Here is a 13,616-nt window from a genome sequence, read left to right as displayed (position 1 = left end):
AATGAAAAAATAATTAATAACTATCTGATTTATAGTTAATTAAAATTAAGTTTGAGTGCAAGAGATGCTAGATGAAGAGGCTTTTATGCTTATACAAAGCACCACATTAGTTCAAATGAACTAATGTGGTGCGCACAATTATTGTACAAATATCATCCTGTATGAGTGTAGGTGGATATATTTTTACAAGTTTGGGCCCTTTGATGGTGCATGCGGAATGTTGTTTTTTAGTTGCTGCATTCCTTTGTACATCCTTACAAACCATATAGAAATGGCGAATAGAGCTATCAATGCACCAACATAAGGGATTGCGCTACCGACGGTTGTTAGCCACGAATGGGCATACCAATAACGATTAACTCCCATGATCAGCCCATTTGTAGTCGCAACACTGATAATGAGCACAACGAAGAAAGTTAAAAATAGGAAAAAGGTACGAATCAAACCGTAATAGTGTGAATTCGCCACTTCACCATCTTCGTTTTTGTCTAAGCGGTATCCAGCGTAAATGATTCCAATCACACCGGAGATTAGACAAGTAAACGGCGTAAGTATATTAGCAATGTATACAAACCAAACGGATTTGTTGTCTGCGGCATTTTTCGAATTAGCGCTTGTCATGCATTGGCTCCCCTATCGGTAAAGATTGAGAATTGCTTATCGTGGCATCAGCTTCTTCGATCTCGCCTTTTGCTTTCACTTCTGCATACCATAAGTCGTGATGCTCTTTGGCCCATGTTTCATCCACTTTACCAGTCACCATACCTTCTAAAGCGCCTTCCATACCAAACAAACCAATGTAAATATGGAAAACAAAACCACAGATCAAAATAAGTGCTGAGAACATGTGTACAAGGTTAGACATTTCCATATCTCGGCGTGTTTGACCGAAAATCGGAAAATCTAGGAACAATCCGCTAACAGCTGCAAAAGCCCCAAATACAATAAGCAGCCAATAAACGGCTTTTTCACCTGCATTGGAAAAGCCAGCAGAAGGATGAGTACCTTTGTGTTTGCCAACCATACCGCCTAACTTCAAAGCCCATTGAATATCCACTTTAGTGAATAGAGATTTTCTCCACCACTTGAGTAGGATAAACACCAACAAGACAAAGAACAGAGGACCAACGTAGTTGTGATACTGCTTCGCAGCGAAAACTATATAACCCCACAGCTCTGTTGGTATGTATGGTTTTAAGAAATGCTTACCGTAAACCAACATCAAGCCACTGAACGCTAGAGTAAGAAATGTGAAAGCCATCGACCAGTGTAATGCCCTGTCTAATCGAGACCAACGGTTGAGCTTTCTCCCTGTTCGGGGTTTGCTTAACATAATGGGGCCAACAATCACATAAGCTAGCACAACTAAGGCAATACTGCCGAATATGGCAATTGCGCCCGCTGGAGACATCCATTTTTCTTTCAAAATGAACCATGTTTCGCCCGGCTTACTGATCAGTACTCCATGTTCTGGCGATTGAGAAGTCGTATATCCAGATACACCTTGACGAACTTGTCGCCAGTAATCAGCACCAGCGAGTTGGCTCATCTCACTTTGCGCAACATCAGCCTTGCCATTAACTGCTTTGCTACTGTCCTCTGCGAAAGCAGGAGGAAAAGCTAAGCACAGCAGTGCTGCCAATAAAGGCAGCACCTGACTAGCAGCGCGAACAATTAGATTTCGCATAAACTACTAGCTCCTCGTTGCGTCATAAGAAAGATCTTCACCATTTGTCCAACCAGCTCCTTTCGCGCCACGCTCAACAACACGTTGACGAAAGATGTCTGAAACTGTTTCTGCATCGCCCGCCATAAGCGCTTTGGTCGAACACAAAGAAGCACACATTGGTAGTTTGCCTTCCGCAATACGGTTAGCACCGTATTTTTTACGCTCTTCTTCTGAGCCTGCTTCGGTTTCCGGACCACCAGCACAGAATGTACATTTGTCCATTTTTCCACGTTCACCAAATGCAGTTTGCTTAGGAAATTGCGGTGCACCAAATGGACAAGCAAACAAGCAGTAACCACAACCGATACAAAGATCTTTATTGTGTAATACGATGCCGTCTTCAGTGTGTACGAAGCAGTCTGCCGGGCAAACAGCCATACATGGTGCATCTGTACAGTGCATACAAGCGACCGAAATCGAGTTTTCGCCCGGTTCACCGTCATTCAATGTCACGACGCGGCGGCGCTGAATACCCCACTCTAATGCGTCATCGTTTTCGTTTTTACATGCGGTCACACAACCGTTGCATTCAATGCAGCGCTTGGTGTCACAAAGGAATTTCATTCTAGCCATCGTGGTGCTCCTTACGCTTTACGGATGTTACATAGTGTGACTTTGGTTTCTTGCATCTGAGTCGTTGGATCGTAACCATAAGTGGTTGCAATGTTTGCTGACTCGCCAACAACATAAGGCTGTGTACCTTCAGGGTACTTACCTCTTAAGTCTTCACCTTGGAACTTACCGCCGAAGTGGAAAGGAATAAATGCCATCCCCGGACGAACTCGACGAGTAACCATCGCTTTAACGTGAATACGCCCTTTTTCCGCACCTTCAACCCAAACCATATCACCATCTTTGAAGCCTAAATCATTTGCATCTTTAGGGTTCACTTCCACAAACATTTCTTGTTGAAGCTCAGCTAGCCACGGGTTTGAACGAGTTTCATCACCACCACCCTCATACTCAACCAAACGTCCAGAAGTCAGAATAATTGGGTATTCTTGAGACTTATCCTGAGCCTGAATTGACTTATAAAGCGTTGGCAGACGATAGATTGACTCTGCGTCATCCCATGTTGGGTAATCAGCAATCAAGTCTCGGCGTGGTGTGTATAACGGTTCGCGATGTAGCGGAACTCTATCTGGGAATTCCCAAACAATGGTACGTGCTTTCGCGTTACCAAACGGGATGCAGCCATGTTTAATCGCAACACGTTGAATGCCGCCAGACATATCGGTTTTCCAGTTCTTACCTTCTGCTTCGGCCTTCTCTTCAGGGGTAAGATCATCCCACCAACCAAGATGTTGCAGTAGCTTAGCGCTAAACTCTGGGTATCCATCTTCGATTTCACTTCCTTTAGAGAAGCTATCTTCAGCTAGTAGGTTTTTGCCTTCAAATTCCACACCGTAGCGAGCACGGAATGTACCGCCACCTTCTGCCACTGTTTTAGATGTGTCGTAAAGAATATGGGTACCAGGGTGTTTCATCTCTGGAGTACCCCAACATGGCCATGGTAAACCATAGGTTTCACCATTCGCTGGACCACCTTCTGCAGCAAGGGTCGTTTTGTGGAAGGTGTGCCAGTTCTGTTGGTGCTCTTTAAGACGTTCAGGACTTTGACCTGTATAACCAACCGTCCACATGCCTCGGTTGAATTCGCGAGTTACGTCTTCAATCACTGGCTGGTTATTCTCGACACGAATGTTTTTGAATAACTGCTCTGCGAAACCCAGTTTAGTGGTCAGCAAATACATGATTTCGTGGTCTGGTTTAGAATCAAACAAAGGTTCGATAACTTGGTCACGCCACTGGATTGAACGGTTTGATGCAGTAACACTACCGTAAGTTTCAAACTGAGTTGTGGCAGGTAAAAGATAAACACCGTCTGTACGATCGTTCATCACAGCAGCCACCGTTGGATATGGGTCTACAATGACCATCATGTCCAGTTTCTGCATCGCTTTTTTCATCTCAACACCACGAGTTTGTGAGTTTACTGCGTGTCCCCAGTAGAACATTGCTCTGATGTTGTCGTTCTGTTCGATGTTTGATTTGTCTTCTAGCACGCCATCAATCCAACGAGATACGGGAATACCCATATTATTCATTGGCTTGTGGCCACGATATTCGGTTTGGTCGAATCGATTTTTAATCCATTCGTAATCGACATCCCACACGCGAGCCCAATGTTTCCAAGAACCATCAAGCAAACCGTAGTAACCCGGCAATGTATGAGAAAGTACACCTAAGTCGGTTGCACCTTGAACGTTGTCGTGGCCGCGGAAGATGTTTGCACCCCCGCCCGACTTACCTAAGTTTCCAAGAGCAAGTTCAAGTACGCAATAAGCACGAGTATTATTGTTACCCGTGGTGTGCTGAGTACCACCCATGCACCAAACAACACAACCAGGGCGATTTTCTGAGAGTATTTTCGCTGTGTGATATACGTCTTCTTCGCTCACACCTGTTACACGTTCAACTTCTTTAGGATTCCACTTAGCAACTTCAGCGCGGATTTCGTCCATTCCAAATACACGTTGGCGGATGAACTCTTTGTCTTCCCATTGGTTGTTGAATACATGCCATAGCAAACCCCAAATAAACGCTACGTCAGTACCAGGGCGCAAAGAGACAAAGTGATCTGCTTTTGCTGCAGTCCGGGTACGGCGCGGGTCTGCGACGACAATCTTACAGCTGTTTTTTTCTTTAGCGATTAAGATGTGTTGCATTGCAACAGGGTGAGCTTCAGCAGGGTTTGAACCAATAAACAGAATTGATTTACAGTTATGCATATCGTTAAAAGAGTTGGTCATTGCCCCGTAGCCCCATGTGTTTGCAACACCTGCTACTGTAGTTGAGTGACAAATACGCGCTTGGTGGTCAACGTTATTGGTACCCCAAAGTGACGCCATTTTTCTAAAAAGATATGCCTGTTCGTTGCTGTGTTTTGCACTGCCAAGCCAATAAACTGAATCTGGGCCTGATTCTTCACGGATCTTCAGAACATTGTCACCAATTTCGTTAATAGCTTGATCCCATGAGATCTTTTTCCATTTCCCACCTTCAAGCTTCATTGGATATTTTAAACGGCGCTCACCATGGCCATGTTCTCGCAGAGCTGCACCTTTCGCGCAGTGTCCACCAGCATTAAATGGATGATCAAACGCAGGCTCTTGTCCTGTCCAGACACCATTTTGTACTTCAGCGTAGATACCACAGCCCACAGAGCAGTGAGAACAAATCGTGCGTTTCACTTCTGTTTTTGCATTACGGTCAACTTCTTCAGCTTGTGCCTTTTTGATCATACCAGGCGCAAACAGTCCTGCGCCAACAACGGCGCCACCAGCTGCTAATGAACTGTTTTTCATGAAAGCACGACGGCTAATCCCGAGCTGATTCTTTTCTTTTGTCACGTTATCCGAACGTTTAGTTAGTCTCATCTGAGAGCTCCTATAGCGTGTCGTAGTAATCACGAATGTGTTGAGTCTCGTGATAACCGTCTTTCTTTGTTGTAGGTACAGTTAAAGATGGCTCTTGTGCACTGACACTTTGTGAAACGGTTGCTCCTACAGCACCCGCTACCGCGGCAGTTCCAAGTCCTTTGAGCAGGTCACGTCTGCTTGTGTCGATGTCTTGTTGTTGTTTTTTCATCATTGCTTCCTTATCTCGTCCCTGCTGTTGCCAACAAGGTAAGTCTGAAGGTGCGTAGGCACTTATTCAGTCAGGTTCTTTACTTCTATTTTGTGAGTATTGCGTTTACTTACCTTCGCCTCAGTAAAAGACACTTTTTCTAAAGACAAAAATGCATCCATTAATTTGGCGACAGCATGGTAATAACTGGTGTGTTGCGCATCGGCAATTTGAGTGACAAGTCGCTCATACCATGGCGCTAAATGACTATTGAAAAACGATTTCTGTGCCGATTCGGTTTGTTCACATAAATAAGCCATGGTTTCGCAAAGCGCAGCTATGTGATCTTCTGGCTCTTTTACATTCTCACTACGCTCAAGACCGAGTTGGCTGAGATCTAAACGAATATCTGCAAGCGGCTTTTCCATCAATGAACCGGTTAGATGCCAAGATGCAAACGGCACAACTTCCCCACGGCCAATTCCAATGAATAATTCGTGATATTCATCCTCGACCGCTTCAAGATTGATTTTCGCTGATGCTATCGATAACTCAGACCACGCTTGAGCCATTGGTGTGCCGTTAACTTCAAACTCTAAATCTGAAAGAAATTCCAAAAGTTCTTTTGTCGGCGGTTGTCTGAACAAAGCTGCTAACAATAAATAGATATCTGAGCGCATTGATTGTTGCTGTTCCATTCTCTACTCCTAATATCTCAACTGTTGTTCTGGATCGTTAGCCATTGACTCGAACACATCGATCACTCGGCAGTCTTCACACATAGCAATACGGTTCAAGGCTTCAGGTGTAGCAAAGTGCGAGTGACCTTGTAACTTATTCTGCAGCATTGTTATCATCGATTGTGGGGCGAAAGGTTTATGACATCGAAGACACTTTGCTGGCTCTTCTTGATGGAGTGTGACCGCAGATTGACGCGCAACTTTATTCCAGTTCATTTGCTGAACGCTTGTAAGCGCATTTTCAGGACAAGCTTTGATACATAGTCCGCATTGAACACAATCTTGTTCAACAAACTTAATTCCGGGAATGTCTCCATCATGATGAAGGGCGCGAGTTGGACAAACTGCAACGCACCCCATACATAAGGTGCAATCTTTAGTCGAACACTCTATCGCTCCATACACTGAAGAGGCTTCCAGTGGCTGAGCAACTTGAGCAATATTGAATTGTTGGGCGAGCGCATCAAGTGACGTAAACAAACGTGTACGTTTATTGCCTTCTAACTCGCCCAGACGAAGTTGTAGATCTTCAGTAACTAAATTTGGAGCTCCTTCACGAAGCGTTTCCAAATAAAGGATGTTAATAGTCTCTTTAGTTAATCCTAATTGCGACAGCAATGTTTGAGCTGTCGCAACCTCTTGTTCAAGAACACGTTGAATCGTTTTGGGCATACGACGACTTGCGGCAAATAGCACTTGTGTTGCACCATTCGTTAATGCGGCAAACCAAGTATCTATTCCCACCGATGGCAGTTCTTCTACCGTAACTGGAATAACATTTTCTGGTAGGACTTTCAGCGCCATTAAATTATGAATTTCATGTTCCGAACTACAGATAAGAACAATCGGTTTTTCGCCACCAGCCTTAAAATAGTTTCTCAACAAACGTTCAATGAACTTTTGTGTCTCTTTTGGTGTAGGTAACGCGTAGTGAATAGCTTCCGTGGGACAAGCTGTCGCACATGTACCAACGCCTTGACATAGATAAGGATTTATCTCGATTCTATGGCCGGTTTTATCCGAACCTTCACTTGATAATGCGCCGGCTGGACAGGCATCTACACAACGTTCACAGCCTTTTACACCGCGTGAACTGTGCGCACACAAATCGGTATCCAGTCTGAAAAACTTCGGTTTATCAAATGTACCGACCAAGTTTGGGATTTGCTCTAATGCATCAGCCAATTTGGGATAGCCACGTCCGACAGGAAAATATCCGGGAACAGGGACTTCTTCAGTCATCACACCGTTCAAAGACATATCGAGGATAATATCGAACGAGTCTTTACCAATAGCTACTTTAGATAGCGAGGTTGAGACACCATGATTTTGTATTTGAACATCAAAAGCACCGAGATAGCCGCTAATTTGAATACTATCTGCAAAGTAGACATTCGGTTCTTTGCCTTTTTCTCCATCAACGGAAAGCAAAGAGATAGATTGAACTTGTGATAATTGCTCTGCGATACGTTCGATTAGGCTTGTTGGCCCGATAATCAATGTATCTCCAGAGGTTTCGTAACTCACGGTTGGAGGAATAAGGTTTGCTAGTTCGACGGTATTTTCAATGGCAGAATACCGCGCGATTCCATTTTGCGAAGTCGATTGTTGTAAGTATTGTTTTAGCATTTGCTCGCTTCCAGTGTTTATCCACACACTTTTTATCTGGATATGAACCTATATTAGCAAATAGTGTTCCAACAAATTTATTCAACAATTACAACAATATACGTAGATAACACTAAGCTAAGTAAGGGTGTATCCATGTTATGAGACAAATTGTCTCACATGCTTATTTATCGTTTAGTCAAAATGTACCTATGATTTATATGGTATTTTTTGTCTCACCTTCGAATTGAGAATGCTCGGCCAAAGGCTCTACCTCGTTTACTATCGAATCGGCTTGGTCTAACGAGTCCAAATCTGTTTCTGAAACTGTTGATCCATCAATAATCTCATCCATAGCTGGCTGGTTTTCAGTCAACAATTCACCTTGTTGCTCTGAGTTTTCAGTCGACTCCTTCAACCATCCTCTTAGTGTCTGCGCTACTTCCGGAGAAAGAGGTTTGATTGAACTGAAATCTTGTGCGTAATCATTCATTCGACACACTTCGCTAAACTCTCCACCTAAAAACAATTTACGCAGAGCAGCCTTTTTGATTTCTTTATCAGCTTCGGAGGTGAGTAAAGAAGCAAGTGTTTGAGCCTCTTTAGGACTATTAGAACCGCTGTCGGCCTGATGGGCTAAGTTGCTGGCAGTTTCACTTGCTGAACGGGAATCCATTGTCTCTACTGGCGAATTCCCAAGACAAACATTTTCCTTAGCTGTTTCTGAATCGTTATTAACGTATTGTGTTTCAATCGCTTTCTTATCAGCCGCTTGAGAGACAGAATCCTCTTTCTCACTTTCCAGCTTGCGCTTGGACCAACGCGTTAAGAATGAATCATTGACCACTAGACCTCCCCGCGCCTTTGCGCTTCTTACCACGAATTTCTAACAGTTCTCCGTGTCTACCGATGAAGGCTTCCATCCATGCTTGAACGGGTAATGGCATGTCATTGGATAGCACCAAGTATTCTCCATCCATATACTGACCAGCCACGCTTTGTGATGCGATTAAGCGGATAATTTTCGGTGTTTCACCGTCTTCCGGTTGTTCTAAGATTAGAAACAGTTTTGGACTTTGAGAACTGAGATTAAATCGGTAGTCTGTGCGTTCATCCCGATAGAGCTCTAGAGTAGCAACGTGCTCTGAACTCTCATCCGTAACTAGGTCAAATCCAAGCAATTGCCATTGTGTGGTTACCCACATCCCTGCCGTGATTTCATGTTCTTTGAGGCGACAATTTATCGGCCAACTGTTTTCTGTTTTTGCCTTAGGTTGGTTTGCTACAAGAGGCTGAGCTTGTACTTGTTTTTCTGACATAGGAAACCTAATCAATTCTTGTTTTGGTTTATGTTTATATAGTTGTTTAAAGTGACATAAAGCAAATATTGAGCCATTGACTCAAGCCTAGTTGGTATTTTGCGAATGTCATGGGTTAAATGTCGCATTAATTTGCGCTTAAATGATGAAAATGTCCTAATCGGTTCAAGTCACTGATAAGCGGTGGAATAGAAATTGCTGTTTCTAACTTGTTTATCGATCAGTGCCTATTAATTTCAGTGCCTATTAATTTGTTTAATGCATCAACACTCCATCAGGAATATCACGTGGCAAAACCAAAAATCATAAAAACCAGTGAAAACCCACTTCAAACTATCGAAGTTGACGTATTCGACGAATACGGTGAACGTCTAACTAAATCTATTGCATGCGAACGTCCTTTAACTGTCATGCTTAACTGGAAAGAGATAGTCACCTTAATGACATTAGGCTCTCGACCAGAAGCCTTGGTACTCGGGTATTTGAAGAACCAAAGTTTTCTCAACGATCCTGAAGCACTTGAATCAGTCATTATTGATTGGGAAACCAATAGTGCTGTCATCATTACCAAAGAGTCTCTTGAGCATTTAGAACCTGCGTTGAAGAAAAAAACCGTTACTTCAGGGTGCGGACAGGGAACCATGTATGGCAATGTGATGAAACAGCTCGAAGGCTATAAGGTTCCACAGTCTCCGATTAAGCAATCGGCAATTTACGATGCGCTTGAAGCTCTCACCCATCATAACGACACCTATAAAGCCGCTGGCGCAGTTCATGGTTGTGCGGTGTGCCAAGGTCATGAAGTGCTTTCTTTCGTCGAAGATGTCGGCCGCCATAATGCGGTAGATACTTTAGCGGGTGAAATGTGGCTTAACGGAGAGACTGGAGACGACAAGATTTTCTATACCACAGGGCGATTAACTTCAGAAATGGTCATCAAAGTTGCTCAAATGGGTATTCCCGTTTTGTTATCACGCTCTGGTGTGACACAAATGGGATTAGAGTTGGCACATCAATTTGGCATAACCACCATTGCACGAGCTAAAGGTCGTCGTTTTCAAGTGTATAGCGGTGTGGAGAAAATAGAATTTGATGTTAAAGGCCATTTGGCAGATGAATCTGAGTGATGGATTCAATCGCTCACAAAATAAGTCACTCAAATAAGTAAAAACTCTTTATACAACCTTATATACAAGGGCGTATCAGATTTGATACAGCGTTATTTTGATTGCATTTTTTACTCTGTGTTCCTGTATCTAAAACCCGATATACGATCTACACTGTTTTATGAAATCAATGGCTTACTTAAACGATAACGCATATGCAAAACTTGTTACGTCTTTTCTTGATATTTTGGCTAGTCAGTGGGCAGATTGCTCATGCTGAATGGGATACTGATGATATCAGCACAACTCCCAAAGCAAATAACAGCGCTTTAGAAATTGAACAACAGATAAAAAAACTTCCAGATTCGCTCTTTATGACGCAAAGAGAGTATCTGGTCGTTTCTAATCTGCTTCATACAACACTATCTCTTCAATCGAAGAACATCAGTGACTTCTCTCAGGCTCTGATTGCTTATCGAAATCAGAACGATGACTTTAACTGGTTTAACTTGGAACAGAGCTACCTCACTCAAGTAAGCTTAACTCAATCAAAACAACATCTGTTACGCTCAGCCGACGAACTCACTCGTGCTGAAATTACTGGCTTTGGTCCGACGGGTGTCACCCAATTCAAACAAGAATGGAAGTTGGCTCAACTCAACGTTGAATACCTGTTCTTCTTTCAAATTAGAAGCTTCAAGTCACTATTTGAAGACTTGTTGATATCACCAGTGCCCTTCATTTGGTCTGTGTGTAAGGTGTTGTTTATCTATTTTCTTTTGGTTTGGTGGCTACGCCACAGTCGTCGCCTAATTGAACTGTTTAGAAACACCTATCTAAAAGACAAATCTGAGCCGTCCCTTTGGGCGAGGATCATTTGGTATGCCAGCAAAGCAAACAAAGCAATTGCTTGGCTAATTGCCATAACGTTTTCACTTCAAGTGCTGGCTGAGATAAAGAGTCTTCAACACCTTGTTTTTCTTGAAATATTTATTTGGTGGATTTGGGGCGGATCAATCGCGGTTAGCTTGATTCTTGAATTTACTTATCGAACCAGCCATACGTCGAACAAAACGTTAATGGCCTTAAGACTCAGCACTATTCGCCGTATTGTTTGGACTGTGATTATTACAGGCGTAATCCTGCAGCTATCCATGCGCACTTTGGGTAAGGGAACTATCTATTACTGGATTCTAAACACTATGTACGCATGGTTCTTTGTCATGATTGTCTCAGTACTCAACCTCTGGCGTGAGCGTATCTTCGCGTACGCAGAAAAAGCCTCCGACAGGCCTCTGTGGGTTAATTGGACCATCAGTAAAAAAGATGCGTTCGCAGTAAGAGTTTTTGCAACCACAATCACTCTTGCATGGTTATTAATGCACACATTGCAATACCGGCTGATTGCTGCATTATCCAACTACACTTTCTTTAGTCAGGCGCTCGCGTATTTATTTAGAATAGAAGTGGCTAAACAGAATGAGAGTATTGCTTCAGACCACAACCACGTTCGGATTAAAGGCAACGAGGCGTTTGAATACATATTGCCAGGTTCAATCGACAGTGAACTGATTGATTACGCTACCGATGAGATTAAGCAGTTATCTCGATATCTAATGACAGACAGCCCTGCTATCTGCGTTGTAACAGGTGAACGAGGTATCGGAACAACAACGCTGCTATATACCTTGCTACACAAAGTGAAAAACGCAGAGCCTTTGTATCTAAACTGTCCATATTCAGGCTATGCCGAATTGCTAGAATTACTTGCGTTAAGTTTGGGGCTAGAAGACGACGCATCTGAGATACAAATACTCTCCCATTTACGCAAGAGTGAACAAACATATCTCATCGCAATTGATAACGCCCAACGTCTCGTGAAGCCGATGGTTGGTGGCTTAAACAGTTTGATGAAGTTAACGAATTTACTTCGTCGCTCTAAGAAAAATCATCGAGTCATCATGGCTATTGAAAAATCGAACTGGCGATTTGTTGATAGAGCACGCGGTGAACGCTTGCTGTTTGACTGGGTGACGGTTCTACCTCGCTGGAATGAGAAGCAGATGCAAGCGCTGCTAGATAGCCGTATCAACCGCGATATCGAATCTCCGGTCTGTTTTGATGGCCTCGTTGTTCCACGCCAGTGGGATCAAGATGATTCCAGCGATGACGAGCGTGCAAAGCAAGGCTTCTACCGCATACTTTGGCACTATTCGGATGGTAACCCTACCGTCGCATTGCGTTTCTTCCGTCGCTCATTGAATCGCAATAAAGAAACTGGTGTTGTGAATGTCAGTTTATTCCATGTTCCTGACTCCCAAGACCTCGAACAAATGCCAAAACCAATGCTCGCCGTATTGCGTTCTATTGTGCAACTTGAAGTGGCATCAAGTGAAGAGTTGTCTAAATGTACTCAGCTAAGTATTGCTGAAGTGATTGGTATCGTGCGCTATTTCCAAAGCCGTGGATATCTTGAATGGGCAGAAGACAAAGCTCGAGTTTCTGATCACTGGTATCGCACCATTACCAACGTTCTTGATCGCCAACATCTACTGGTGAAATAAACAATGAAGAAAAGTACTACGCATCTATTATCTCGTTTAATTTCAATCGCTTTATTGGGTCTAACATGGCCAACGTATGCAGCGGAAGAATCTGTCAATGCAGAGAGCTTCCAACAGATCGCCAGTTTAGTTCGATGGAGCGGTGTGTTCTTCTCCATTCTTATCATTGCGGGCACTTGGTTACTGCTCAAATTCATGAGTTCGCTTGTCGATACGGTAGGCAGTCAATTCGCACAATATCGAATGCTGCTGCAGAAACTGCAATCCTTCCTCCAGTTTTTCATTTATATGACTGCCGGTGTAGTTGTGTTTGTTCTCAGCTTTAGAATTAACGATCAGATTCTCGCACTGATTGGCGGTACGCTAGCGGTTTCTATCGGTTTCGCTCTTAAGGACTTAGCTGCTTCATTTATCGCCGGTATGACAGTGATGATTGATCGCCCATTTCAGGTAGGTGACCGCGTCACCTTTGAGGGGCATTATGGCGATATTATTACCATTGGTTTACGGTCTGTTCGCATGCGAACGTTATCCGATGACATCATTACAATCCCAAATAACAAGTTCTTAAACGAAGTTGCAGTCAGCGGTAACTATGGTGCACTTGATATGCAGGTGGTGATACCTTTCTATGTGGGCATGGATGAAGACATTGTATTAGCGCGCAATTTGATTCAAGAAGCAGCATCCTCAAGCCGTTACATTCATCTTCCCAAACCTGTTGCTGTACTGGTTAAGCAAACCATAACCGATAACTATCTGGCTGTTCAGTTAACTTGCAAAGCGTATGTGGTTGATACTGCGTACGAAAAATTGTTTGAAACCGATATTACTTTGCGAGTTATGGACGAGTTCAAACAGCATGGTATTAAGCCACCAAAAATTGCGATTCATACTCAATAATTCTGCTCAAATAAAAA

Annotated in this window: 12 protein-coding genes; 3 read left to right on the top strand and 9 right to left on the bottom strand. The window is 43.3% G+C overall.

Features of this window, described 5'->3' with window-relative positions:
• Positions 1-183: 183 nt before the first annotated feature.
• The 9 genes from ACOSVQ_RS06160 to ACOSVQ_RS06120 form a co-directional block, all read right to left on the bottom strand.
• Positions 184-621 carry a hypothetical protein gene (locus ACOSVQ_RS06160; RefSeq protein WP_491981651.1) on the bottom strand — a complete coding sequence of 146 codons (438 nt, stop codon included), beginning with the start codon at positions 619-621 and terminating at the stop codon, positions 184-186.
• Positions 608-1,687: a formate dehydrogenase subunit gamma gene (locus ACOSVQ_RS06155; RefSeq protein WP_491981650.1), complete on the bottom strand. Its 1,080-nt coding sequence runs from the start codon at positions 1,685-1,687 to the stop codon at positions 608-610. Before ACOSVQ_RS06155 ends, ACOSVQ_RS06160 begins: the two co-directional genes overlap by 14 nt.
• A gap of 6 nt (positions 1,688-1,693) precedes the next feature.
• Positions 1,694-2,302: a formate dehydrogenase FDH3 subunit beta gene (gene fdh3B, locus ACOSVQ_RS06150; RefSeq protein WP_165311385.1), complete on the bottom strand. Its 609-nt coding sequence runs from the start codon at positions 2,300-2,302 to the stop codon at positions 1,694-1,696.
• Positions 2,303-2,313: 11 nt separating this feature from the next.
• Positions 2,314-5,169, bottom strand: coding sequence for a formate dehydrogenase subunit alpha (locus tag ACOSVQ_RS06145; protein WP_165311386.1), 2,856 nt, complete (start codon positions 5,167-5,169; stop codon positions 2,314-2,316).
• 10 nt (positions 5,170-5,179) lie between these two features.
• On the bottom strand, positions 5,180-5,380 hold the full coding sequence (locus ACOSVQ_RS06140) for a twin-arginine translocation signal domain-containing protein (RefSeq protein ID WP_165311387.1): 201 nt from the start codon (positions 5,378-5,380) through the stop codon (positions 5,180-5,182).
• A gap of 62 nt (positions 5,381-5,442) precedes the next feature.
• The gene (locus ACOSVQ_RS06135; RefSeq protein ID WP_491981681.1) at positions 5,443-6,039 is read right to left on the bottom strand and encodes a TorD/DmsD family molecular chaperone; all 597 of its coding nucleotides are present in this window, start codon (positions 6,037-6,039) and stop codon (positions 5,443-5,445) included.
• Positions 6,040-6,066: 27 nt separating this feature from the next.
• The gene (locus tag ACOSVQ_RS06130; protein ID WP_491981649.1) at positions 6,067-7,728 is read right to left on the bottom strand and encodes a 4Fe-4S binding protein; all 1,662 of its coding nucleotides are present in this window, start codon (positions 7,726-7,728) and stop codon (positions 6,067-6,069) included.
• Between the two features lie 196 nt (positions 7,729-7,924).
• Complete coding sequence (locus tag ACOSVQ_RS06125) at positions 7,925-8,554, bottom strand: DUF3306 domain-containing protein (protein ID WP_491981648.1); 630 nt, start codon at positions 8,552-8,554, stop codon at positions 7,925-7,927.
• A complete protein-coding gene (locus ACOSVQ_RS06120; protein WP_491981647.1) occupies positions 8,544-9,026 on the bottom strand; it encodes a DUF3305 domain-containing protein in 483 nt (160 codons plus the stop codon). Before ACOSVQ_RS06120 ends, ACOSVQ_RS06125 begins: the two co-directional genes overlap by 11 nt.
• Before the next feature lie 287 nt (positions 9,027-9,313).
• Between ACOSVQ_RS06120 and ACOSVQ_RS06115 the strand changes: the two genes are divergently transcribed.
• The 3 genes from ACOSVQ_RS06115 to ACOSVQ_RS06105 all read left to right on the top strand — a co-directional run bounded on the left by ACOSVQ_RS06115 (position 9,314) and on the right by ACOSVQ_RS06105 (position 13,599).
• The gene (locus ACOSVQ_RS06115) at positions 9,314-10,153 is read left to right on the top strand and encodes a formate dehydrogenase accessory sulfurtransferase FdhD (RefSeq protein WP_491981646.1); all 840 of its coding nucleotides are present in this window, start codon (positions 9,314-9,316) and stop codon (positions 10,151-10,153) included.
• 194 nt (positions 10,154-10,347) lie between these two features.
• The gene (locus ACOSVQ_RS06110) at positions 10,348-12,696 is read left to right on the top strand and encodes an AAA family ATPase (RefSeq protein ID WP_491981645.1); all 2,349 of its coding nucleotides are present in this window, start codon (positions 10,348-10,350) and stop codon (positions 12,694-12,696) included.
• Positions 12,697-12,699: 3 nt separating this feature from the next.
• Entirely contained in the window at positions 12,700-13,599 is a 900-nt protein-coding gene (locus ACOSVQ_RS06105; RefSeq protein ID WP_491981644.1) for a mechanosensitive ion channel family protein, read from the top strand.
• The last annotated feature ends 17 nt before the right edge of the window (positions 13,600-13,616 follow it).

The sequence above is a fragment of the Vibrio sp. HM8-C genome (assembly GCF_058630515.1).
Note: the sequence above shows the minus strand (reverse complement) of the source record. Positions and strands in the feature narration are given on the sequence as shown.